The organism is Pseudomonas sp. CFSAN084952 (genome assembly GCF_009648855.1).
In the GTDB taxonomy this organism is placed as follows: Bacteria; Pseudomonadota; Gammaproteobacteria; order Pseudomonadales; family Pseudomonadaceae; genus Aquipseudomonas; species Aquipseudomonas paracarnis.
The window spans coordinates 4,941,235-4,963,281 of the sequence record NZ_CP045767.1 but is presented as its reverse complement, the minus strand read 5'-3'; the positions used below and the strand labels follow the sequence as shown (position 1 = coordinate 4,963,281).

Below are 22,047 nucleotides of genomic sequence, written 5' to 3'. Positions count from 1 at the left end.
TATGTGTGCTCTAACTCACCTGCTTGGCCAATTGGAAATCCATGTATTCGTAAGCGATCCGTTGCGCCTGCTCCGTGTCGAAAGCGTCTCCCGACAGGGCGCCGCGCAACCACAAACCGTCGATCAGGGCCGCCAGGCCTCGGGCTGCTTTGCGTGCGTGCGGCAGCGGCAGCACTCGGCGGAACTGGCAGCACAGGTTGGAATACAGACGTTGATCGTTGATCCGCTGCAACCTGTGCAATGACGGGTGGTGCATGCTGGTGGCCCAGAAGGCCAGCCAGGTTTTCATTGCCGGGCCATTGACCTGGCTGGCGTCGAAGTTGCCTTCGATGATCACCTGAAGGTGCGCCCGTGGGCTGTCATCCTTCAAGGCACGCCTGCGTTCTTGCACGTTCTCGATCAGCGCATTCATCAGGTAGCGCATCGTCGCTGCGATCAGGCCGTTCTTGTCCTGAAAGTAGTGGCTGATGATGCCGTTCGAGACGCCGGCCAGACGGGCGATCAGCGCAATGCTGGCATCTCCCATCCCGACCCGATCGATGGCCGTCAACGTGGCTTCGATCAACTGCTGGCGGCGTATGGGTTGCATACCGACCTTGGGCATGTAGCACCTCTCCTTAGGCCTGCCGATGGGCGATCCACGTCCGTCGGCTTGAGGGCCAGTCTATTTTGTTTTGATTGAACGTTCAATCAACAAAGAATAAGATCTGCGACAAATGGTCGCTGCCTACAGATGTTTCCTACCTGCGAGCTGCAACCTTCGACACCTGCAAAAACCCTTGAAACAGGCCACTTCAGAGCCTGATCACCGCTTAGGCGGGCTCAAGAATTTTGGGGTGTCTTTATAACACCCGTCCGTCGACTGCCGAAAAATCGATGTCCCGGGATAACCGTTGCCTTGTGTTTCTCTCTCGCACTGCCTGGAGCATCTGCGCCATGAGTTCTGCCTCTCTTATAAAGACCCCACCGGAAAAGGTCCGGGTCAACGGTTGGGTGTTCTACACCTCCACCGCGCTGATTTTGTTGTTGACCGCCATTCTGATCGTCGCCCCGCAGGAGGCCGGGCGCCTGCTCGGTGTCGCACAGGCCTGGCTGTCGAAAAGCTTTGGCTGGTACTACATGGTGGTCATCGCCGCCTACCTGGTGTTTGTGGTCGGCCTGGCGTTTTCGTCCTATGGGAAACTTAAGCTGGGTGCGAAGGACGATACCCCAGACTTCAGCTATGGCGCCTGGGCCGGCATGTTGTTCTCGTCCGGTATCGGCATCTCGCTGTTGTATTTCGGTGCGTCCGAGCCGTTGGACCACTACTTCAACCCGCCCGAAGGCGCTGCCGCCAGCAATGGCGCGGCACGCCAGGCGCTGCAACTGACCTTCCTGCACTGGGGCCTGCACGGCTGGGCGATCTATGCGCTGGTCGGCCTGGCCGTGGCGTACTTTGCGTACCGTCACAACCAACCGCTGGCACTGCGTTCGGCGCTGTACCCGCTGGTGGGCGAGCGTTGGGTGAAGGGCGCGGCCGGCCACGCGGTAGACGGTTTCGGCATGTTCGTGACCCTGCTGGGCCTGGTGACCAACCTGGGGATCGGCTCGATGCAGGTGTCGTCGGGGCTGGAAAACCTGTTCGGCATGGAGCACAGCAATACCAACCTGCTGATCGTGATCATCGTGATGAGCACCGTGGCGACCATTGCCGCCGTGTCGGGTGTGGAAAACGGTATTCGCCGCCTGTCCAACCTCAACATCGTGCTGTTCAGCGGTTTGCTGATCTTCGTGCTGTTGTTCGGCCCTACCTTGCACCTGCTCAATGGCCTGGTGCAGAACACCGGTGATTACCTCAACGGTATCGTGCTGAAAACCTTCGACCTGTATGTGTACGAAGGCGACGGTGCCAAGACCGAACGCTGGATGGGTCTGTGGACTCTGTTCTACTGGGCCTGGTGGATTTCCTGGGCGCCATTTGTGGGCATGTTCATCGCGCGTATTTCCCGTGGTCGTACCGTGCGCGAACTGGTGGCTGGCGTATTGCTGATCCCGCTGGGCTTTACCCTGGCGTGGCTGTCGATCTTCGGCAACTCGGCCCTGGACCTGGTGTTGAACCATGGGGCGGTGGAGTTGGGCAAGACGGCGCTGGAACAACCGTCCATGGCCATCTACCAACTGCTTGAGCATTACCCGGCGTCGAAAGTGGTGATCGGCGTGTCGATCTTCGTGGGCTTTGTGCTGTTCCTGACCCCGGCGGATTCCGGCGCGGTGATGATGGCCAACCTGTCCTGCAAGGGCGGCAACGTGGATGAAGATGCGCCGCACTGGTTGCGTATCTTCTGGTCGGCGGTGATCACCCTGGTGACCATCGGTCTGCTGTTTGCCGGTAACTTCGAAGCCATGCAAACCATGGTGGTGCTGGCGGGGCTGCCGTTCTCGGTGGTGCTGGTGTTCTTTATGTTCGGTTTGCACAAGGCCATGCGCCAGGACGTGGCCATCGAACAGGAGCAGGCGCAATTGGCTGAACGCGGGCGTCGTGGTTTCAGCGAGCGCTTGAGCGCCCTGGACCTGCAACCGAGCCAGGCCACCGTGCAGCGCTTTATGGACAAGCACGTAACGCCGGCGTTGGAAGAGGCCGCGAGTGCGTTGCGTGATCAGGGCCTGGAAGTGCAGACCCTGCTGGGCAAATCCAAACGCTGCATCGGCGTGCGGATCGAGATGGACGAGGGTAACCCGTTTGTCTACGAAGTGAGCCTGGATGGCTACTCGGCGGCGCCGGCTGACCTGCCTGAAGAAGAGCGCACCCGTTACTACCGTGCCGAGGTGTACCTGCACAACGGGCCGCAGGAGTATGACCTGATGGGCTTCACCCAGGAACAGATCACCCGGGATGTGCTCGATCAGTTTGAAAGCCATCGGCAGCTCCTTGGCCGGGTCTATAGCTGATAGTTGAGCTGGCGGCGCCCTTACTGGCGCCGCTGTTGCAAGCATTGAATGCGGTCGAATGGGGGAGCTGGCTTGCCTGCGATAGCAAGGGTGAATCCAGCATAGCTATCGCAGGCAAGCCAGCTCCCACATTGACCGCATTCCTTCAGTTGGGGCCTTAGCCCAAGTTCTTGCCTAAGAGGGCATGGTAGAGCTCACTGTCCCCCAGTATCCCCACCACCTTGTTGTTGTCGTGCAGCACCAGCTTGTTGCCTGTCTGGTAGCGAATCTGCAGTGCATCGCGCATACCGATGTTCGAGTCCACCAGCGTCGGTACGCGGCCCAAGCCTTCCACGGCCTGCCCTGGCGCCCAGTTTTGCAGGTTCATCGCCACGCCATTCTGGCGTGCGCCCTGGATGGTGTTGCCTTCGGCCAGGTCCAGCCAGGAGTCGCCACCCGGATCAAGACACACCGAACCGTTCACGCGCTTGCAGTTGTCCAGCGTGCGCATCAGGCTACGTCCGCACAGCACGTTCAGCGGGTTGGTATGCGCAACGAAGGTGCGCACATAGTCGTCTGCCGGGTTCAGTACGATTTCTTCCGGCACGCTGTACTGGATGATCTTGCCGTCTTTCATGATCGCGATACGGCTGCCCAGTTTCAGCGCTTCATCCAGGTCGTGGCTGACGAACACGATGGTCTTGCTCAACTTGCGTTGCAGTTCCAGCAGTTCATCTTGCAAGCCTTGGCGGATCAGCGGGTCGAGGGCCGAGAAGGGTTCGTCCATCAGCAGGATATCGGCGTCCATCGCCAGGGCGCGGGCCAGGCCGACGCGCTGCTGCATGCCGCCGGACAACTCGTCGGGCTTCTTGTTGCGCCATTGGCTCAGGCCCACCAGTTCGAGTTTCTCGTCCACCAGCGTGCGCCGTTCTTTCTCCGGTCGGCCCTGCATTTCCAGGCCGAAGCTGATGTTCTCGCGCACCGTCAACCAAGGCATCAGGGCGAACTTCTGGAACACCATGGCGATGCGTTTGGTGCGCATCATTTTCAGCTCGGCGGGGGTGCAGGAGGCGATGTCGATCTGACGCCCTTCATGCTCCACAAACAGCTGGCCACGGCTGACGGTATTGAGGCCGTTGATGCAGCGCAGCAAACTGGATTTGCCTGAGCCCGAGAGGCCCATCAGCACACAGATCTCGCCTTTCTCGATATCCAGGCTGGCGTTCTCGACGCCGACGATCTGCCCGGTCTTCTTCAGAATTTCGTTACGGCTCATGCCCTGGTCCAGCAGCTTGAGCGCTTCGCGTGGGTCTTTGGAAAAGATCACGTCGACTTTGTCGAATCGGATAATGCTCATGCATCACCCCCTACTTTAGCGTCGGGTTGTTTGCAGATACGGTCGAGCATGATGGCGAGCAACACAATGGCCAGGCCCGCTTCAAAGCCCAGGGCAATATCGGCGGTGTTGAGTGCGTTGACCACCGGCTTGCCGAGGCCGTCGGCGCCTACCAGGGCCGCGATCACCACCATCGACAACGACAGCATGATGCATTGGGTAATGCCGGCGGCGATGCTCGGCATGGCGTGGGGCAGTTCAATGCGCGAGAGCAACTGGCGGCGCGAGCAGCCAAAGGCCTTGCCGGCGTCCATCAATTCTTGCGGGACGTCGCGGATACCCAGGTAGGTCAGGCGGATCGGCGCGGCAATCGCGAACACCACCGTGGAAATCAACCCAGGCACCACACCCAGCCCGAAGAGGGTCAGGGTAGGGATGAGGTAGACGAAGGTCGGCACGGTCTGCATCAGATCGAGTACCGGCCGCATCATGGTGTAGAACATTGGTTTATGCGCGGCAACAATGCCCAGCGGCACACCGATGACCACGCAGACCAGGGTGGCGAACAGCACCTGTGCGAGGGTTTCCATGGTTTCCTGCCAGTACCCCAGGTTGAGGATCAGCAGGAAGGAGGCGATGACAAAAACAGTCAGTCCCCATTTACGTTGAATAAAGTGAGCCAGCAGCGCAATCAGACCGATCAATGCCAGTGGATTGAACCAGGTCAGCGCAAACGTCACGCCGTGGATCATCGTTTCCAGTGTCGATGCGATTGCGTCGAAGTAGTTGGCACCGTGTTGGGTCAACCAGTCGACGAAGGCAGCGATGTACTGGCCTAGTGGGATTTTCTGTTCAGTCAGCATGGTAGTGAATGTCCACATGCGAAGGGGAAAACATCCCAGGCCAGCGCACCGGCCTGGGGTCAGCGGGTGCTATTTGGCGAGGTAAGCTTTAACGGCATCGAGCCCTGGTTTGCCATCAACGGTGGTGACACCGGCGAGCCAGGTGTCGAGCACTTGCGGGTTCTTCTGCAACCAGGCCTTGGCGGCAGCGTCGGCCTTCATCTTGTCGTCCAGGACGTTCCCCATCAGGGTGCTTTCCATGTCGAGGGTGAACACCAGGTTTTTCAGCAACTGGCCGACGTTGCTGCATTCCTGGGTGTAGCCTTTGCGGGTGTTGGTGTAGATGGTGGCCTGGCCGTAATTGGGGCCGAACGAGTCGTCACCACCGGTCAAGTACTTCATCTTGAAGCGGGTGTTCATCGGGTGCGGTTCCCAGCCGAGGAACACGATGGCCTGGTTGCGCTTGGAAGCGCGTTCAACCTGGGAGAGCATGCCGGCTTCGCTGGATTCGACCACCTTGAAGCCGGCGGTTTTCAGGCCGAAGGCATCTTTGTCGATCAGTGTCTGGATGGTGCGGTTGCCATCGTTGCCCGGCTCGATGCCGTAGATCTTGCCGCCCAGCTCATCCTTGAATTTGGCGATGTCGGCGAAGTCTTTCAGGCCCTTCTCATACAGCGCCTCTGGGACCGCCAGGGTGTACTTGGCGTTCTCCAGGTTGGCGCGCACGGTTTCCACGGTGCCGGCATCACGGTACTGCTTGATGTCGTTTTCCATGGTCGGCATCCAGTTGCCGAGGAAAATGTCCATGTTCTTGCCGTCGGCCAGGGACTTGTAAGTCACAGGTACCGAAATCATCGTGGTGCGCGGCTTGTAGCCCAGGCCCTTGAGGATCTCGCTGGTGGTCGCGGTGGTGACGGTGATGTCGGTCCAGCCGACATCGGAGAAGTTGACGGTCTTGCACTGTTCCGGTTCTGCGGCGTATGCCACGACTGGCAGACTCAGCATGGCGGCCAACAACAACGAGGGTGAACCTTTCATGTGGGTAGACTCCTGTGTCTTTTCTGGCGGCATTCGCCGCGCTTTATAAGTGTTGCGGTTGGAGCGTGCGACAACAGCTCTGGCGCGGTGCCTTGCAAACGAGTCGAGACTGATCATGTACCAGTGAAAATCTGACGCCTACAGGGGGCGTCGTATCCAGTACAGGGAGGGTCGCATCCAGTACCGATGACGTCGCTTACAGGTTTTTCCTAAGGTAAAACTGCTGTTTTTACCCGTCTGCACCGCAAAAAACGGCCAAAACTGGCGTTCGCACGCGAGCGCCGCTGGTGAGCATGAGTGCGTCGGTGTGAGACGCCGTGATGACGAATAAAAGCTTGATGATGCCGCCATCTGGGCGATCTGAGCGTAGCACCTCGTTCAAGCCCGGCCCGTGCTTATCGAGGAGTTTCACGTTAATGGCTATCAGCGTTTTCGACCTGTTCAAGATCGGCATCGGGCCTTCGAGTTCGCACACCGTGGGGCCCATGCGCGCCGCGGCGTTGTTCGTTCAAGGGTTGCGTGAGCGTGGGTGGCTGGAACAGGTGCAGCGTGTCGAAGTGCAACTGTACGGCTCGCTGTCGGCCACCGGCATCGGCCACGGCAGCGACACCGCCACCATCATGGGCCTGATGGGCGAATGGCCAGACGCAATCGACCCCACGCAAATCGGCGCCCGCATTCACACCCTGCGCGAAACCGACACGCTGCTGCTGGACGGGCGTTTGCCGGTGCCCTTTGTGTGGGCGCGGGACATGCGCTTGCTCGACGAAAACCTGCCGTTCCATCCCAACGCCATGACCCTGGTGGTGTTTGGCGAAAACGGCGAGCTGCACCGCGACACCTATTACTCGGTGGGTGGCGGTTTCGTGGTGGATGAAGCCCAGGCCCAAAGCGGTGTGGCGGACATGGACCGTACCGAGCTGCCCTATGATTTTTCCAGTGCCGTGGAGCTGTTGCAGCTGTGCAAGACCCACAACCTGCGCGTTGCCGAACTGATGCTGGCGAATGAAAAAACCTGGCGCAGCGAAGAAGAAATCCGCAGCGGCCTGATGAAACTCTGGCGCGCCATGCAAGATTGCGTGGAGCAGGGCCTCAAGCACGAAGGTATCCTGCCCGGCGGCTTGAACGTGCGCCGTCGCGCTGCCAAGTTACACCGCAGCTTGCAGGAGCTGAACAAGCCCAATGTGATCGGCTCGACCTTGAGCGCCATGGAATGGGTCAACCTGTTCGCCCTGGCGGTCAACGAAGAAAACGCCGCCGGTGGGCGCATGGTCACGGCGCCCACCAACGGCGCGGCGGGAATCATCCCGGCGGTGCTGCACTACTTTATGAAGTTCAGCGAAGAAGTCACCGAAGCCAACGTGGTCGACTACCTGCTGGGCGCGGCGGCGGTGGGCATCCTGTGTAAAAAGAACGCCTCGATTTCCGGTGCCGAAGTCGGTTGCCAGGGCGAGGTCGGTTCCGCGTGCGCCATGGCAGCAGCCGGGTTGGCTGAAATCCTCGGCGCCACGCCGGAGCAACTGTGCAACGCCGCCGAAATCGGCCTGGAACATAACCTCGGCCTGACCTGCGACCCGGTGGGCGGCCTGGTGCAAGTGCCGTGTATCGAGCGCAATGCAATTGCGGCGGTGAAGGCGATCAATGCGGCGCAAATGGCGTTGCGGGGCGATGGCCAGCACTTCATCTCGTTGGACCGGGTGATCCGCACCATGCGTGATACCGGGGCCGATATGCATGACAAGTACAAAGAGACATCACGAGGTGGGTTGGCGGTGAGTGCGGTTGAATGTTGAGTCAGTGACATGATCGTTCCCACGCTCCGCGTGGGAATGCAGCCCCGGACGCTCCGCCCATGGGTGACGCAGAGCGTCACAGGATGCATGCCCACGCAGAGCGTGGGAACGAGCCGTAGTGCTGACACAATTGCTCACAAAGTGAACACCCTCAGCCAAAATCGCCACCTTTTAGCGCGTCGCAAATAGATAAGTAGCTTCCGAACGAATTCCTCCACGATCACACGCCTGATGTGCTTTGGGTGACAGACTTCTCCTACGCCCGCAAAGCGCCTTCCCACAAGTGCTACCGATCTGCTCACACCCCTTGAACCTCGCCCGTTATGCGTCATATCCCGCACTTCACGCGTGGGCTCATATAGACGCATAAACAGGTCGTTTTCAGGAGTTCTTGAATAGCCATTCAATTTTAGGCATGGCATTTGCTCTATCAATTTCAAAGCCTCGCCTTTCCAGGGCGAGTGCAATAACAAGAGCCTCGCCTGAGGCCACCACCCGCTTTGTGTGATGTGAGGAGATACCGCGATGACGTCGACCAACTCCGGGGCCCAACCCCAGAACCGTGCGCCTCAATCCATCGGCTTTTTGCTGCTGGACAATTTCACGCTGATTTCCCTGGCGTCAGCCGTGGAGCCACTGCGCATGGCCAACCAGCTGTCCGGCCGCGAGCTGTATCGCTGGACAACCCTGAGTGTCGACGGCAACCAGGTGTGGGCCAGTGATGGCCTGCAAATCACACCCGATGCCTCCATGCACAAAGCCCCCGTCCTGGACACGGTCATCGTGTGCGGCGGCGTCGGTATCCAGCGCACCGTCACCCGTGAACATGTGTCGTGGCTGCAAAGCCAGGCACGCCAGTCTCGTCGCCTTGGCGCGGTGTGCACCGGCAGCTGGGCCCTGGCCTGCGCCGGCTTGCTCGATGGCTTTGATTGCAGCGTGCACTGGGAATGCCTGGCGTCGATGCAGGAAGCCTTCCCGCGGGTGGCCATGAGCACGCGTCTGTTCACCCTCGATCGCAACCGCTTCACCAGCTCCGGTGGCACCGCGCCCCTGGACATGATGTTGCACCTGATCAGCCGCGACCACGGCCGTGAATTGTCGGCCGCCATCTCCGAGATGTTCGTGTACGAACGCATCCGCAACGAACAGGATCACCAGCGTGTGCCGCTCAAGCACATGCTTGGCACCAACCAGCCGAAGCTGCAGGAAATCGTCGCGCTGATGGAAGCCAACCTCGAAGAGCCGATCGACCTGGACGAACTGGCGGTGTATGTCGCCGTGTCGCGCCGGCAGTTGGAGCGGCTGTTCCAGAAATACCTGCACTGCTCGCCGTCGCGTTATTACCTCAAGCTGCGCCTGATTCGTGCACGGCAGCTGCTCAAGCAGACCCCCATGTCGATCATCGAAGTCGCGTCGGTGTGCGGGTTTGTGTCCACGCCGCACTTTTCCAAGTGCTACCGCGAATACTTCGGCATTCCGCCACGGGATGAACGCGTAGGCTCCAACACCACCCAGCAAGTGGCGATGATGCCGATTCCGCCGGCACTGGTGTTGTCACCGTTGTCGGGGCCGATGTCGGCGTTGAGCCAGGCGCGCAATGAGTCGACCTTTGCCAGTGTAAGGCTCTAAACCGAGCCGTCTGCATCGCAGGCAAGCCAGCTCCCACCTTGGAATGCGTTCCCCTGTGGGAGCTGGCTTGCCTGCGATGGCGGAGTTTCAGGCGCCAGAGTTCTGTTTGAACTGCATCAGCGCCGGCAGCAACTGTTTGTCGATCGCCTGCCTCACCGCCGGCAAAATCGTCGCGCTGCCGCTGTACATCTGTTCCACCATGCCCTTGAGCGCCTTGGCCCGCGCTTCGCTCAACCCGCGCACCGCACATTCGCAGGCCTGCTCGGCGGTAGCGCCGCTGGACACGTCAAAACCCAGGGAGCGCAGTTGGCTCAGCAGGTCATCCTGGTCAATCAAATCCGCGTGCATCATGACGGTCATCCTGGTGTAGGGAGCGGGAATGACTTGGATTCTGGTAGGCCCCAGGACTGGCGGCAAGGGCAGAATCCACCGATGGCTCGGATGGCTATGAACAGGTCGTTTTCGAGGTGCTTGACCCGGCCCGTAACGGGCACACTGAACCCAGGCACGCAGCTTGAAGGTTTGGTCACCCTCGAAATGCACGGCTCACACAAAGCACTCTGCCCCGATCCCGTCACGGCTGGATCGGGGCTTTTTTTTGCGCGGGCAGCCCGATCACCCGGCCGAGTAGGGCTGGCCGGGGTAGATCGGCGTGTGCCTGGCTGAGAGCGATGAGTTTTTCCAGGGTCGCGCCGGCAAACGGCGCCGACTGCGGCCCGGCCAGATCGACATGCAGCAGCATCTGTTCGTTACCCGCCAACTCGCGCTCTTCGCCCACAAGGTGCAGGCTGTGATAGAGGTGCAGGCGCTTGGCGTCGTGGGCGATCAGTTGGGTATGCACCTCAACCTCGGCGCCGAGCTTTACCTCATGCAGATAGTTCAGGTGCAACTCTAGGGTGAACAGCGAGTGGCCGCTGGCTTCGCGGTTTTCGCTGTCCAGCCCCAGGGTGTCCATCAGCGCATCGGTGGCGTAGCTGAAGATCAGCAGGTAGAACGCGTCACGCAGATGGCCGTTGTAGTCAACCCAGTCGGGCAGGATTTTGGTGGTGTAGGTGGTCAGTGCGGGCATGGCATGAATCCAATTTGGTATGCGGTCAAATGTGGGAGCTGGCTTGCCTGCGATAGCAAGGGTGAGGCCACCGCCATCGCAGGCAAGCCAGCTCCCACAGGGTTATTCGGCGAAGCTCATGCCGTGCTTGGCCTTGGTTGTTTTTACGGCTTCCAGCACCGCCAGCAGGCAGTCATCACGATAGCGCTCCAGCGCCGAGATGCTGCGGTTACCCAACTGCTCAGCGGTGCCATCGACCACATCATCAATCAGCTTTTCAGTCAATTCAGGCGCCGGTAGATAAGTCCACGGCAACTGCAACGCCGGGCCGAACTGGGCCATGAAGTGGCGCATGCCAGCATCGCCGCCCGCCAGCGTGTAAGTGAGGAAGGTGCCCATGAACGACCAGCGCAACCCGGCACCAAAACGAATGGCATCGTCGATTTCGCCGGTGGTCGCCACCCCGTCATTGACCAGGTGCAGCGCCTCTCGCCACAGCGCTTCCAGCAGGCGGTCAGCAATAAACCCAGGCACTTCCTTGCGTACATGCAGCGGGCGCATGCCGAGGGATTCATACACGCTGATTGCTGCCTGGATCGCCTCTGGCGCGGTGTTTTTACCGCCCACTACCTCTACCAACGGCAACAGGTAGACCGGGTTAAAGGGGTGTCCGACTACGCAGCGTTCCGGGTGGGTAGAGCCCTCATAGAACTCGCTGGGCAACAGCCCGGAGGTGCTCGAACCAATCAAGGCATTCGGCTTGGCCGCGGCGCTGATCTGGCTGTGCAATTGCAGCTTCAACTCCAGGCGTTCGGGAGCGCTTTCCTGGATGAAGTCGGCGTCTTTTACGCAGTCTTCGATGGTAGCGACAAAGCGCAGGCGGTCCTGGGAGGCGCCGGGCGCCAGGCCCTGTTGTTCAAGGGCGCCCCAGGCGTTGGCGACGCGTTTACGCAAGGCCGCCTCGGCACCGGGGGCGGGGTCCCAGGCCACTACATCCAGGCCATGGGCAAGAGCACGGGATACCCAGCCGCTGCCGATGACACCGCTGCCCAACGCAGCAAAGGTTTTGATTTCGGTGATAAAGCGCATGGCGACATTCCTGAAAAGTTTGGTAATTCCTTGTGGGAGCCGGGCTTGCTCCCACAGGGTTGTGTGGTGTCTGTGTTAGCCGCGTGGGGTCAGGCCCATCTTGATGCGGCCTTCGGCTGGGGTCAGGACCCGTGCGCCCAACCGGCTGAGAATTTCACTGGCGCGTTCCACCAGTTGGCCATTGGTGGCGAGCACGCCCTTGTCCAGCCACAGGTTATCCTCCAGGCCCACCCGTACGTTGCCCCCCAACAGCACGGCTTGCGCGGCCATTGGCATTTGCATGCGACCAATCCCGAACCCTGCCCACACCGCGTCGGCGGGCAGGTTGTCGACCATGGCTTTCATGGTGGTGGTGTCGGCCGGTGCGCCCCAGGGAATGCCCAGGCACAGTTGGAACAGCGGGTTATCCAGCAGTCCTTCCTTGATCATCTGCTTGGCGAACCACAGGTGGCCGGTATCGAAAATTTCCAGCTCAGCCTTTACGCCCAATTCCTGGATACGTCTGGCGCCAGCCCGCAGTTGCGCCGGGGTGGACACGTAAATGGTGTCGCCATCGCCGAAGTTCAGCGTGCCGCAGTCCAGCGTGCAGATTTCCGGCAGCAGTTCTGCAACATGGGCCAGGCGGGTCAGCGGGCCCACCAGGTCGGTATTGGGCCCGAACTCCATGGGATTCTCGCCGCCACCGATCTCCAGGTCGCCACCCATGCCGGCGGTGAGGTTGACGATGATGTCGATGTCGGCCTCGCGGATGCGCTCCATCACTTCGCGGTACAGCGCGACGTCGCGACTGAACTTGCCGGTCTCGGGGTCGCGTACGTGGCAATGCACGACCGTGGCGCCGGCCTTGGCGGCCTCCACGGCAGCGGCGGCGATTTGTTTGGGTGTGACCGGCACGTGGGGGCTTCTGGCGGTCGTGTCGCCAGCACCGGTGAGTGCGCAGGTGATGATGACGTCGTGGTTCATGATGCGGTTCCTTACAGGCGGGTGATTTCAAGGCGCAGGGCGCCGTGTCGCGGCCTGGAGCGGCTGCGACACGGTGGTCCAAATAGGGTTATTTGCGGGTCAGTTGCAGGTTGGCAGCAGCCGGCTTGCCGTCGAAGGTGGTCACACCCTCCAGCCAGCGCGCCTGGTCTTGTGGGTGATCCTTGAGCCACTGCTTGGCGGACTCGATGGCGTCCTTGTGATCCAGCAGCGGTTGCATCATGCGGCTCTCGTCGGCGGCGGTGAACGTCAGGTTGGTCAGCAACTTATGCACGTTGGGGCACTGCTCGGCGTAGGCCGGCGCGGTCACGGTCCATACGGTGGCCATGCCTTCGTTCGGGCCCAGGGCATCTTCGCTGCCGGTGAGGTAAGTCATCGCCACATTCACGTTCATCGGGTGCGGCGCCCAACCAAAGAACACCACGGCTTCCTTGCGGCGCACGGCACGGTCCACGGCCGCCAACATGCCGGCTTCGCTGGACTCCACCAACTGGAACTTGCCCAGGCCGAACTGGTTCTTGGCGATCATCGCCTTGATCTGCGTATTGGCGCCCGAGCCCGGCTCGATGCCATAAATCTTGCCGCCCAGCTCTTTCTCGAACTTGGCGATGTCGGCAAAGGTTTTCAGGCCCTTGTCCGCCAGGTAGGTGGGTACTGCCAGGGTGGCGCGGGCGTCTTGCAGGCTGGGTTTTTCGAGGACCTTGACTTGCTTGGCGTCGACGAACGGTGTGATGGTCTGGGTCATCAGCGGGTTCCAGTAGCCAAGGAACAGATCCAGGCGCTGATCACGTATACCGGCAAAGATGATTTGCTGGGACGCGCTGGTTTGTTTGGTTTTGTAGCCCAGGCCGTCGAGCAGTACTTGAGCCATGGCGCTGGTGGCGATGACGTCAGTCCAGTTCACCACGCCCATGCGCACGTTCTGGCAAGAAGCGGCGTCCGCCGCCATGACGGTGTTACTCAAGATGGCGCTGGCGCTGAGTGCGAGTGCGCAGCGGCTGATCAGTCGGTTCATGGGTGGAGCCCTCGGCAGGTCGTTATTGTGGGTGCCGGCGTCTTTGTGCGCCGTGGGATCACGTTACGCAGCTTGGCGCCCCGCAAAGCGCACGGCGGCGACCCGCTCTTGCACTGCAGCGACCTGTGCTCTTGAATGGCCGGTTGAACTGGCGTATCACAGTGACCACGCTGCCCGTCCGACGAGAGCGCCACCATGTTCCAGGATGTCTATTTCTTGCTGATGCCGGGTTTCTCGGCCCTCGGTTTTATCTCCGCGCTGGAACCGTTGCGCGTGGCCAATCGCTTTCGCGGCGAGCTGTACCGCTGGCACATCTTGAGTGCCGATGGCGGCGCGGTACTGGCGAGCAACGGCATGTCGGTCAACGCCGATGCCGCGCTGGAACCGTTGAAAAAAGGCGCGACTTTACTGGTGGTGGCTGGCTTCGAACCCCTGCAGTTCGCCACGCCCGCCCTGGAGCATTGGCTGCGCCGCCTCGACCATGAGAGTGTGACTCTTGGTGCCATCGACACCGGCGCCTGCGTGTTGGCCGAAGCGGGCCTGCTTGACGGCCACCGCCTGACCTTGCACTGGGAAGCCATCGACGCCTTCAAGGAAGCCTATCCGCACCTGAGCGTGACCCAGGAACTGTTCGAAATCGACCGGCGCCGCATCACCTGCGCCGGCGGGACCGCGTCCATCGACTTGATGCTCGATCTCATCGCCCAGGCCCACGGCCCGGAGCTGGCGATCCAGGTTTCCGAGCAATTCGTACTTGGCCGCATCCGCCCCCGCAAGGACCACCAGCGCATGCAGATCGCCACGCGCTACGGCATCAATAACAAGAAACTGGTGCAGGTGATCGGCGAAATGGAACAGCACACCGAACCGCCCCTGAGCACCTTGGCCCTGGCCGAAACGATCAAGGTCACCCGACGCCAACTGGAGCGGCTGTTTCGCCTGCACCTGAATGACACCCCCAGTAATTTCTACCTGGGCCTGCGCCTGGAAAAAGCCCGAAAACTGCTGCGCCAGAGCGACATGAGCGTGCTGGAAGTGAGTATTGCGTGCGGGTTTGAGTCACCGTCGTATTTCACCAGGAGCTATCGTGCAAGGTTTGCCAAATGCCCGCGGGAGGATCGGCGACGGGAGGTGGTTTGACGGACAATTATAGTCAATTATACTCTTGGCTATAATTTATAGTCATTTCCATAATTGAGTATAAAACCATGTCCAAGCACAGCGGCTTTGTGTTTCGCCGCCCCACCCTGGCAAGCAGTATTGCCGATGGCCTGGTGGGGGCCGGTATTCAGGATTTCACCTCCGGCCTGTTTCTCGCGGCGCCCCGACGCACGGGCAAAAGCACTTTTCTGCGCGAAGACCTGATTCCGGAATGTCAGCTGCGGGGCTGGCTGGCGGTGTATGTCGACCTGTGGGCCGACAAGGAAAAAGACCCCGCCGAGCTGATTGCGAGTGCCATTGCGGGGGCATTGGTGCCGTTTGAAAAGGGCATTCGCAAACTGGCAAAGAACATTGGCATCGAGAAACTAAGCTTTCTGCGTACGCTTTCCTGGGACTTTACCAAGCCACAATTGCCTGTCGGTGCGACGCTGACCCAAGCGTTGGAATTGCTCCACAGGGCTGCAGAAAAACCCGTTGTACTGGTGATTGACGAAGCACAGCACGCAATAACCACCGAGTCAGGTATCAATGCGATGTTCGCGTTGAAGGCTGCCCGGGATCAGCTCAACCAAGGCCGTGACGAGGAGGGCAGCGGTTTGCGCCTGGTGTTTACCGGATCCAATCGCGACAAACTCGCCCATTTGGTACTGGGTAAAAGCCAGCCATTCTTCGGTTCCAGCATCACGCCGTTTCCGCTGCTGGGCAAAGCGTTCACCCAGGCCTACACCGTGCACCTCAACGCGCACCTGGCCCAGAACAACCAATTCAACGCGGCTGATATTGATGAGGCGTTTGAGCGGGTAGGTCGGCGTCCCGAGATGTTGCGCACGATCATCGGTGAAGTCGCATTGGAGTTGGGCGAGGCGAGCAATCTTGGCCAACTGCTGCACAGTCGCGCAGAACTGCTGCGCGCGGGTGTATGGACCGAGTTCGAAAGCGCCTGGAACGCCCTGACCATCCCGCAGCGCGCCGTGCTGGAGGTGATGGTGGAGCGTTCTCAAAACAACGAACCCTTCGCGCCATTCACCGATAGCACCCTCACGGCGGTCAGCAAGGCGCTGGAAAAGATGGGTAGCGACGTGGTACCGGGTACCCAGACCATCCAGGCCTGCATCGATGCCCTGCGCGACAAGGAACTGGTGTGGAAGTCGAGCCGAGGCGGCTATGCCCTGGAGGACAACACCTTCGGTGATTGGCTGCAACACAAGAGCCTTACACCGCGCTAAAAGGCCGGCTTCTAAAGAGAGCGGAGGTGGTTTATTTCTTTACCAGGGCCGAGCATGCCGCCTTGTAGGCTTCATGCTGGTACTTGTTAAGCGTCGCTGGCAGATCAAAGGTGTGCTTTTTGTTCTGCGCATTGATGGTCTGCGGCGACAACAGCGTCACTTCCACCCCCTCCAGCAGTTGAAGCACCCCTTCAATCTTGAACGTCGTTGGGCCACCGGCGAATTCACCTTTTTTGCTGCGCTTCTTGATGGCGATGCGAGTGATGGCGTTGTCCTGCACAAACGCTTTCACCTGAGCGGCGAAGGCTTTGACGTTGGCCGCTTCATCGTCATCGTCGAGGGCGATTTTCTTGGTCGCCAGGGCGACGTGGGTCAGCGCCTGGTTGTCCAGGGCGGCGAGGGCGATGATGGCTTCGCTGCCTTTGATTTCGATGCCGCAAATAATCATGGCGTTGCCTTGAGCAGGAAAAGAGGGCACGGATGGTAACAGGCTCGGTTCGTTCGAGAGGAGCTGACCATCCGTCGGAGATAGTGCTGATACTGTCAGATCTGACAGTAGATCTTGATGGGTTCCCCAACTAGATTCGCAGCAGGGGCCGGCACGCGGTCCCATGTTTTTGCGACGAGGGGGGCGGGCAATGAATATTCGCAAGGAAATTCGAAAACTGAGCGGGCCTGAACGGCTAGCGTTTACCAATACGCTGTTGGCCCTTAAGGGTAATGGCGGATACGACAAGTATGTGCATTGGCATCACGCAGTGATGGTACCTACCGTTCACCCTGATGAACCCCAAGATCCCGACTATCGTAATGGCGCCCACTTGGGGCCGGCTTTTTTACCCTGGCATCGTGAAATGTTGTTGCAGTTGGAAGCCGACCTTCAGGCCATCACGCCCGGTATCACGCTGCCTTACTGGGATTGGACATTGGACGCGGCAGACCCGACGAATTCGCCGGTGTGGGAGCAAAGCCTGCTGGGGGTGACGGTGACGCTGCCGATGAATTCAGGGTACAGGATGGACCCTTCGCGTACCGATACGGCAATTGGCCGGTGCCTGCCTATCCGGAAGATGGGCTGCCGGGGGCGGGGTTGAAGCGCCAGTTCTCACGTTTGGTCAACTCGCTGCCGACGGCCGCGGACTTGCAGATGGCAATGAATGAAGAGCTGTATGACGAGCCGAACTACACGTCGAGTCCGTTCAATAGAGGCTTTAGAAACCGACTCGAAGGCTGGATCACTCAGAAGGGCGATCCGCAAGTCACCACCCCTGGTTCTCAATTGCACAACCGCGTCCATTTATGGATTGGCGGCAACATGCTGGCGATGACCTCGCCCGAAGATCCAGTATTTTTTCTGCATCATTGTTTCATCGACAAAATCTGGGCCGACTGGCAGGCGCAAATGATGCTGGATAAGCCCGCACTGGCGCCTCATTACTGCCCGATGCAGGATGGCCCCACCGGGCATAATTACGATGATGTGATCAAGCCCTGGACTCGTCGTATCCGTGAGGTGATGGATATCACCGCGCTGGGGTATGCCTACGAGCCAGCCTCACCCTTGACCAAAAGGCCGTTCAAGTCACCTTTCATGGCTTGAGCGTGGCGCAGCCCTTTGCGCGGCCTGGTCGCGTGAAGGGTGTTTACTCCTGCCCAATCGACTCCAAAAACTCCGACCGCTCATCACTCATCCGCGCCAGGCAGTCGTTGTGCGCAATCGCATAGGCCTTGGTGCCGGTCACTGCCGGGAAGGTGTCCACCGCACAATCGGCATCCCGCAGTTTTTCCCACTTTTGCTGCGCGTCCTTCAGACGGGCGGTAATGTCCGCCAGTTTGGTCTTGTCGCTGCCGTAGGTCGAACCCATGCGCTCCAGCAACCCCTGATAGTTATCCTTGAGCAATTGCTCGGCGGTGGTTTTGTTATAGGTGGCGCATTCTAGGGTTTGCTGGTCGTTCTCGATGCCGTCGCACGGCGTGCTGTCGGTGTCTTCGGCCGCGTGGGCGGTGGTTGCGATGAGTGCCAAAGCCAGGAAAATCGATTTCATTGCGCCGTCTCATATCACGTGATGCGCAATTCTGGCTCAAGCGTAAGACAAAGAACAGCCGACCGTGGGGCCTGTCTTCGCAGGCTTTGTCGCGGATTGACGCTTTCGGCAATTCCCCTGTCGTTTTTGCACCCGGCTCCGTCGGTCCCTGGGCATATGCTGGCCCCAAAGCGCCGGCAGACGATTCGGCGCATGAATCGCCAATAAGGGGACGCCTGATGAGCCCAGCCGAGTTGCACGCCGACAGCATCGTTATCGACGGTCTGATTATTGCCAAGTGGAACCGCGACCTGTTCGAAGACATGCGCAAAGGTGGCCTCACCGCCGCCAACTGCACGGTGTCGGTGTGGGAAGGCTTCCAGGCCACGATCAATAACATTGTCGCCAGCCAGACCCTGATCCGTGAGAACAGCGACCTGGTGATCCCGGTGAAAACCACCGCCGACATCCGTCGCGCCAAGGAGCAGGGCAAGACCGGCATCATCTTCGGCTTCCAGAATGCCCATGCCTTTGAGGACCAGCTCGGCTATGTCGAGATCTTCAAGCAGCTCGGCGTGGGGGTGGTGCAGATGTGCTACAACACCCAGAACCTGGTGGGCACCGGCTGCTACGAGCGTGATGGCGGCCTGTCGGGTTTCGGTCGCGAGATCGTCGCCGAGATGAACCGCGTCGGCATCATGTGCGACCTGTCACACGTGGGCTCCAAGACCAGCGAAGAGGTCATCCTCGAATCGAAAAAGCCGGTGTGCTACTCCCACTGCCTACCGTCCGGGCTTAAAGAGCACCCGCGCAACAAGTCTGATGAAGAGCTGAAGTTCATCGCCGACCACGGTGGGTTTGTCGGCGTGACCATGTTTGCGCCGTTCCTGGCCAAGGGCATCGACTCGACCATCGACGACTACGCCGAAGCCATCGAATACACCATGAACATCGTCGGCGAAGACGCGATCGGCATCGGCACCGACTTCACCCAGGGCCATGGCCAGGATTTCTTCGAAATGCTCACCCATGACAAGGGTTACGCCCGCCGCCTGACCAGCTTCGGCAAGATCATCAATCCGCTTGGCATCCGCACCGTGGGTGAGTTCCCCAACCTCACCGAGACCCTGCTCAAGCGCGGCCACAGCGAGCGCGTGGTGCGCAAGATCATGGGCGAGAACTGGGTCAACGTGCTCAAGGACGTCTGGGGCGAATAAGCCACTGCTCGCTTAATCCTTCACCCGCCGCCATCCGCGTGGCGGGCATCAAAACGAATTTTCTGGAGTTAAGTTTCCATGGCCAAGATCGCCCCGCAATTGCCAATTGAAGTCGACAGCGAAACCGGTGTCTGGACCTCCGACGCCCTGCCGATGCTGTATGTGCCGCGTCATTTCTTCGTGAACAACCACATGGGTATCGAAGAAGTACTGGGCGCTGATGCCTACGCCGAGATCCTCTACAAGGCCGGCTACAAATCCGCCTGGCACTGGTGTGAAAAAGAAGCTGAATGCCACGGCCTGGAAGGCGTCGCGGTGTTCGAGCACTACATGAAGCGCCTGTCGCAACGCGGCTGGGGCCTGTTCAAGATCCAGGACATCGACCTGGATAAAGGCACCGCTAGCGTCAAGCTGGAACACTCGGCGTTCGTCTACGTGTACGGCAAGGTCGGCCGCAAGGTGGACTACATGTTCACCGGCTGGTTTGCCGGCGCCATGGACCAGATCCTTCAAGCGCGTGGCAGCAAGATTCGCACTGTCGCCGAACAAGTCTACGGAGGCTCCGAAGAGGGCCACGATGATGGTTTGTTCACCGTCAAACCGTTGTAAGCCGAGGACCGTGCCATGGCTTTCGAAGCAATGTTCCAGCCGATCCAGATCGGCAAACTGACCATCCGCAACCGGGTGCTCAGCACTGCGCATGCCGAGGTGTATGCCACCGACGGCGGCATGACCACCGACCGCTATGTGAAGTACTACGAAGAGAAAGCCAAGGGCGGTATTGGCCTGGCGATCTGCGGTGGCTCCTCCGTGGTGGCCATCGACAGCCCGCAGGAATGGTGGGCGTCGGTGAACCTGTCCACCGACCGCATCATCCCGCACTTCCAGAATCTGGCCGATGCCATGCACAAGCATGGCGCCAAGATCATGATCCAGATTACCCACATGGGCCGGCGTTCGCGTTGGGACGGCTTCAACTGGCCGACCCTGATGTCGCCGTCCGGCGTGCGTGAGCCGGTGCACCGTGCCACCTGCAAGACCATCGAGCCGGAAGAAATCTGGCGTGTGATTGGCAACTACGCCCAGGCTGCGCGTCGGGCCAAGGCCGGTGGCCTGGACGGGGTGGAGTTGTCGGCTGTGCACCAGCACATGATCGACCAGTTCTGGAGCCCGCGGGTCAACAAGCGTACCGACGAATGGGGCGGCAGCTTCGAGGGCCGCATGAAGTTCGGCCTGGAAGTGTTGAAGGCCGTGCGTGCCGAAGTGGGGGATGACTTCTGCGTGGGCATGCGCCTGTGCGGTGACGAGTTCCACCCGGACGGCTTGTCCCACGAGGACATGAAGCAAATCGCCAAGTACTACGATGACACCGGCATGCTCGATTTCATCGGCGTGGTGGGCTCGGGTTGCGATACCCACAACACCCTGGCCAACGTCATCCCGAACATGAGCTACCCGCCGGAACCGTTCCTGCACCTGGCGGCCGGCATCAAGGAAGTGGTCAAGGTTCCGGTGCTGCACGCGCAGAACATCAAGGACCCGAACCAGGCCACGCGTATTCTGGAGGGCGGCTATGTGGACATGGTCGGCATGACCCGTGCGCACATCGCCGACCCGCACCTGATCGCCAAGATCAAGATGGGCCAGATCGACCAGATCAAGCAGTGCGTGGGCGCCAACTACTGCATCGACCGCCAGTACCAGGGCCTGGATGTGCTGTGCATCCAGAACGCTGCGACCTCCCGTGAATACATGGGCGTGCCGCACATCATCGAGAAGTCCACCGGGCCCAAGCGCAAGGTGGTTGTGGTGGGGGCCGGCCCGGCCGGGATGGAAGCCGCGCGCGTGGCGGCTGAACGTGGCCACGACGTGACGCTGTTCGAGAAAAAGGAGTTTATCGGCGGGCAAATCACCACGGCATCGAAAGCGCCGCAACGTGACCAGATCGCCGGTATCACTCGTTGGTATCAACTGGAGCTGGCGCGTTTGAAAGTCGACCTGCGCCTGGGTGTTGCAGCCGATGCCGAGACCATCCTGGACGTGCGTCCGGACGTGGTGGTGCTGGCGGTGGGCGGGCACCCGTTCATCGAGCAGAACGAACACTGGGGCGCCGCCGAAGGCTTGGTAGTGAGCAGTTGGGACGTGCTCGACGGCAAGGTGCTGCCTGGCAAGAACGTGCTGGTGTACGACACCATCTGTGAATTCACCGGGATGTCGGTGGCCGACTTCCTGGCCGACAAAGGCAGCCAGGTGGAGATCGTCACCGACGACATCAAGCCAGGCGTGGCAATCGGCGGTACGTCGTTCCCCACGTACTACCGCAGCATGTACCCCAAGGAAGTGATCATGACCGGCGACATGATGCTGGAAAAGGTCTACCGCGAGGGCGACAAGCTGGTGGCCGTGCTGGAAAACGAATACACCGGCGCCAAAGAGGAGCGGGTGGTGGACCAGGTGGTGGTGGAGAACGGCGTGCGTCCGGACGAGGCCATTTACTACGGGCTCAAGGAAGGTTCGCGCAACAAGGGCCAGATCGACGTTGAAGCGCTGTTTGCGATCAAGCCGCAGCCATGCCTGAGCGAGGCGGGCGAGGGGTACTTGCTGTTCCGCATTGGTGACTGTGTGGCCCAGCGCAACACCCACGCCGCCATCTATGACGCCCTGCGCTTGTGCAAGGATTTCTGACGCACCTGATCGTTCCCACGCTCTGCGTGGGAATGCCGCCCTGGACGCTCCGCGTC

At 60.2% G+C, this 22,047-nt stretch carries 21 protein-coding genes; 10 read left to right on the top strand and 11 right to left on the bottom strand.

The genetic code is table 11. The annotated features are described in order from the left end of the window. Window positions 1-10: 10 nt before the first annotated feature. Window positions 11-604: a transcriptional regulator BetI gene (gene betI / locus GH769_RS22655; protein ID WP_003194919.1), complete on the bottom strand. Its 594-nt coding sequence runs from the start codon at window positions 602-604 to the stop codon at window positions 11-13. Between the two features lie 389 nt (window positions 605-993). Here betI and GH769_RS22650 point away from each other — a divergent pair, with 389 nt between their 5' ends. After that, the gene (locus tag GH769_RS22650; RefSeq protein WP_224796996.1) at window positions 994-2,928 is read left to right on the top strand and encodes a BCCT family transporter; all 1,935 of its coding nucleotides are present in this window, start codon (window positions 994-996) and stop codon (window positions 2,926-2,928) included. A 157-nt stretch (window positions 2,929-3,085) separates the two neighbouring features. Here GH769_RS22650 and choV read toward each other — a convergent pair whose 3' ends face one another. From choV to GH769_RS22635, 3 genes are all read right to left on the bottom strand, one after another. Beyond that, window positions 3,086-4,264 (bottom strand): choline ABC transporter ATP-binding protein, encoded by a 1,179-nt coding sequence (choV, locus tag GH769_RS22645; RefSeq protein ID WP_014720259.1) that lies wholly within the window; start codon window positions 4,262-4,264, stop codon window positions 3,086-3,088. Beyond that, window positions 4,261-5,106, bottom strand: coding sequence for a choline ABC transporter permease subunit (choW, locus tag GH769_RS22640; protein WP_003194913.1), 846 nt, complete (start codon window positions 5,104-5,106; stop codon window positions 4,261-4,263). The genes choV and choW overlap by 4 nt, the downstream gene beginning before the upstream one ends. 69 nt (window positions 5,107-5,175) lie before the next feature. After that, window positions 5,176-6,123: a choline ABC transporter substrate-binding protein gene (locus GH769_RS22635; RefSeq protein WP_019817457.1), complete on the bottom strand. Its 948-nt coding sequence runs from the start codon at window positions 6,121-6,123 to the stop codon at window positions 5,176-5,178. 416 nt (window positions 6,124-6,539) lie between these two features. Between GH769_RS22635 and GH769_RS22630 the strand changes: the two genes are divergently transcribed. After that, entirely contained in the window at window positions 6,540-7,916 is a 1,377-nt protein-coding gene (locus GH769_RS22630) for an L-serine ammonia-lyase (protein WP_014720257.1), read from the top strand. A gap of 525 nt (window positions 7,917-8,441) precedes the next feature. After that, window positions 8,442-9,545 carry a GlxA family transcriptional regulator gene (locus GH769_RS22625; RefSeq protein ID WP_003194907.1) on the top strand — a complete coding sequence of 368 codons (1,104 nt, stop codon included), beginning with the start codon at window positions 8,442-8,444 and terminating at the stop codon, window positions 9,543-9,545. A gap of 87 nt (window positions 9,546-9,632) precedes the next feature. Here the strand turns inward: GH769_RS22625 and GH769_RS22620 are convergent, their stop codons facing one another. From GH769_RS22620 to GH769_RS22600, 5 genes are all read right to left on the bottom strand, one after another. Then, window positions 9,633-9,896, bottom strand: coding sequence for a hypothetical protein (locus tag GH769_RS22620; protein ID WP_014720256.1), 264 nt, complete (start codon window positions 9,894-9,896; stop codon window positions 9,633-9,635). 223 nt (window positions 9,897-10,119) lie between these two features. Beyond that, window positions 10,120-10,614 (bottom strand): thioesterase family protein, encoded by a 495-nt coding sequence (locus GH769_RS22615; RefSeq protein ID WP_014720255.1) that lies wholly within the window; start codon window positions 10,612-10,614, stop codon window positions 10,120-10,122. Between the two features lie 102 nt (window positions 10,615-10,716). Further along, the gene (locus GH769_RS22610) at window positions 10,717-11,682 is read right to left on the bottom strand and encodes an L-carnitine dehydrogenase (protein ID WP_014720254.1); all 966 of its coding nucleotides are present in this window, start codon (window positions 11,680-11,682) and stop codon (window positions 10,717-10,719) included. A gap of 75 nt (window positions 11,683-11,757) precedes the next feature. After that, entirely contained in the window at window positions 11,758-12,645 is an 888-nt protein-coding gene (locus GH769_RS22605; RefSeq protein WP_032902302.1) for a 3-keto-5-aminohexanoate cleavage protein, read from the bottom strand. 88 nt (window positions 12,646-12,733) lie between these two features. After that, a complete protein-coding gene (locus GH769_RS22600; protein ID WP_032902304.1) occupies window positions 12,734-13,678 on the bottom strand; it encodes a choline ABC transporter substrate-binding protein in 945 nt (314 codons plus the stop codon). A gap of 195 nt (window positions 13,679-13,873) precedes the next feature. Here GH769_RS22600 and GH769_RS22595 point away from each other — a divergent pair, with 195 nt between their 5' ends. Further along, window positions 13,874-14,818: a GlxA family transcriptional regulator gene (locus tag GH769_RS22595; protein WP_032902306.1), complete on the top strand. Its 945-nt coding sequence runs from the start codon at window positions 13,874-13,876 to the stop codon at window positions 14,816-14,818. 68 nt (window positions 14,819-14,886) lie between these two features. Beyond that, complete coding sequence (locus GH769_RS22590; protein WP_014720250.1) at window positions 14,887-16,065, top strand: ATP-binding protein; 1,179 nt, start codon at window positions 14,887-14,889, stop codon at window positions 16,063-16,065. 31 nt (window positions 16,066-16,096) lie between these two features. Here the strand turns inward: GH769_RS22590 and GH769_RS22585 are convergent, their stop codons facing one another. Beyond that, window positions 16,097-16,513 carry a DUF3010 family protein gene (locus tag GH769_RS22585; RefSeq protein WP_014720249.1) on the bottom strand — a complete coding sequence of 139 codons (417 nt, stop codon included), beginning with the start codon at window positions 16,511-16,513 and terminating at the stop codon, window positions 16,097-16,099. 190 nt (window positions 16,514-16,703) lie between these two features. On the opposite strand from GH769_RS22585, the gene GH769_RS29210 reads away from it, so the two are divergent. Further along, window positions 16,704-17,159, top strand: coding sequence for a tyrosinase family protein (locus GH769_RS29210; protein WP_256670161.1), 456 nt, complete (start codon window positions 16,704-16,706; stop codon window positions 17,157-17,159). Beyond that, complete coding sequence (locus tag GH769_RS29205; protein ID WP_240048537.1) at window positions 17,117-17,665, top strand: tyrosinase family protein; 549 nt, start codon at window positions 17,117-17,119, stop codon at window positions 17,663-17,665. The genes GH769_RS29210 and GH769_RS29205 overlap by 43 nt, the downstream gene beginning before the upstream one ends. A gap of 43 nt (window positions 17,666-17,708) precedes the next feature. Here the strand turns inward: GH769_RS29205 and GH769_RS22575 are convergent, their stop codons facing one another. Beyond that, the gene (locus tag GH769_RS22575; RefSeq protein WP_014720247.1) at window positions 17,709-18,110 is read right to left on the bottom strand and encodes a lysozyme inhibitor LprI family protein; all 402 of its coding nucleotides are present in this window, start codon (window positions 18,108-18,110) and stop codon (window positions 17,709-17,711) included. 218 nt (window positions 18,111-18,328) lie between these two features. Between GH769_RS22575 and GH769_RS22570 the strand changes: the two genes are divergently transcribed. The 3 genes from GH769_RS22570 (at window position 18,329) to dgcA (ending at window position 21,991) form a co-directional block, all read left to right on the top strand. Beyond that, complete coding sequence (locus GH769_RS22570; RefSeq protein WP_032879065.1) at window positions 18,329-19,306, top strand: dipeptidase; 978 nt, start codon at window positions 18,329-18,331, stop codon at window positions 19,304-19,306. 78 nt (window positions 19,307-19,384) lie between these two features. Continuing rightward, window positions 19,385-19,915 (top strand): DUF5943 domain-containing protein, encoded by a 531-nt coding sequence (locus GH769_RS22565; RefSeq protein WP_008033249.1) that lies wholly within the window; start codon window positions 19,385-19,387, stop codon window positions 19,913-19,915. A gap of 15 nt (window positions 19,916-19,930) precedes the next feature. Beyond that, window positions 19,931-21,991: a dimethylglycine demethylation protein DgcA gene (dgcA, locus tag GH769_RS22560; protein WP_003194876.1), complete on the top strand. Its 2,061-nt coding sequence runs from the start codon at window positions 19,931-19,933 to the stop codon at window positions 21,989-21,991. Window positions 21,992-22,047: the final 56 nt, after the last annotated feature.

Excerpts from the sequence above, each read along its gene's own strand:
- betI (WP_003194919.1), bottom strand. The coding sequence starts at position 604 with ATGCCCAAGGTCGGTATGCAACCCATACGCCGCCAGCAGTTGATCGAA.
- choV (WP_014720259.1), bottom strand. The coding sequence starts at position 4,264 with ATGAGCATTATCCGATTCGACAAAGTCGACGTGATCTTTTCCAAAGAC.
- choW (WP_003194913.1), bottom strand. The coding sequence starts at position 5,106 with ATGCTGACTGAACAGAAAATCCCACTAGGCCAGTACATCGCTGCCTTC.
- GH769_RS22635 (WP_019817457.1), bottom strand. The coding sequence starts at position 6,123 with ATGAAAGGTTCACCCTCGTTGTTGTTGGCCGCCATGCTGAGTCTGCCA.
- GH769_RS22630 (WP_014720257.1), top strand. The coding sequence starts at position 6,540 with ATGGCTATCAGCGTTTTCGACCTGTTCAAGATCGGCATCGGGCCTTCG.
- GH769_RS22625 (WP_003194907.1), top strand. The coding sequence starts at position 8,442 with ATGACGTCGACCAACTCCGGGGCCCAACCCCAGAACCGTGCGCCTCAA.
- GH769_RS22620 (WP_014720256.1), bottom strand. The coding sequence starts at position 9,896 with ATGATGCACGCGGATTTGATTGACCAGGATGACCTGCTGAGCCAACTG.
- GH769_RS22615 (WP_014720255.1), bottom strand. The coding sequence starts at position 10,614 with ATGCCCGCACTGACCACCTACACCACCAAAATCCTGCCCGACTGGGTT.
- GH769_RS22610 (WP_014720254.1), bottom strand. The coding sequence starts at position 11,682 with ATGCGCTTTATCACCGAAATCAAAACCTTTGCTGCGTTGGGCAGCGGT.
- GH769_RS22605 (WP_032902302.1), bottom strand. The coding sequence starts at position 12,645 with ATGAACCACGACGTCATCATCACCTGCGCACTCACCGGTGCTGGCGAC.
- GH769_RS22600 (WP_032902304.1), bottom strand. The coding sequence starts at position 13,678 with ATGAACCGACTGATCAGCCGCTGCGCACTCGCACTCAGCGCCAGCGCC.
- GH769_RS22595 (WP_032902306.1), top strand. The coding sequence starts at position 13,874 with ATGTTCCAGGATGTCTATTTCTTGCTGATGCCGGGTTTCTCGGCCCTC.
- GH769_RS22590 (WP_014720250.1), top strand. The coding sequence starts at position 14,887 with ATGTCCAAGCACAGCGGCTTTGTGTTTCGCCGCCCCACCCTGGCAAGC.
- GH769_RS22585 (WP_014720249.1), bottom strand. The coding sequence starts at position 16,513 with ATGATTATTTGCGGCATCGAAATCAAAGGCAGCGAAGCCATCATCGCC.
- GH769_RS29210 (WP_256670161.1), top strand. The coding sequence starts at position 16,704 with ATGAATATTCGCAAGGAAATTCGAAAACTGAGCGGGCCTGAACGGCTA.
- GH769_RS22575 (WP_014720247.1), bottom strand. The coding sequence starts at position 18,110 with ATGAAATCGATTTTCCTGGCTTTGGCACTCATCGCAACCACCGCCCAC.
- GH769_RS22570 (WP_032879065.1), top strand. The coding sequence starts at position 18,329 with ATGAGCCCAGCCGAGTTGCACGCCGACAGCATCGTTATCGACGGTCTG.
- GH769_RS22565 (WP_008033249.1), top strand. The coding sequence starts at position 19,385 with ATGGCCAAGATCGCCCCGCAATTGCCAATTGAAGTCGACAGCGAAACC.
- dgcA (WP_003194876.1), top strand. The coding sequence starts at position 19,931 with ATGGCTTTCGAAGCAATGTTCCAGCCGATCCAGATCGGCAAACTGACC.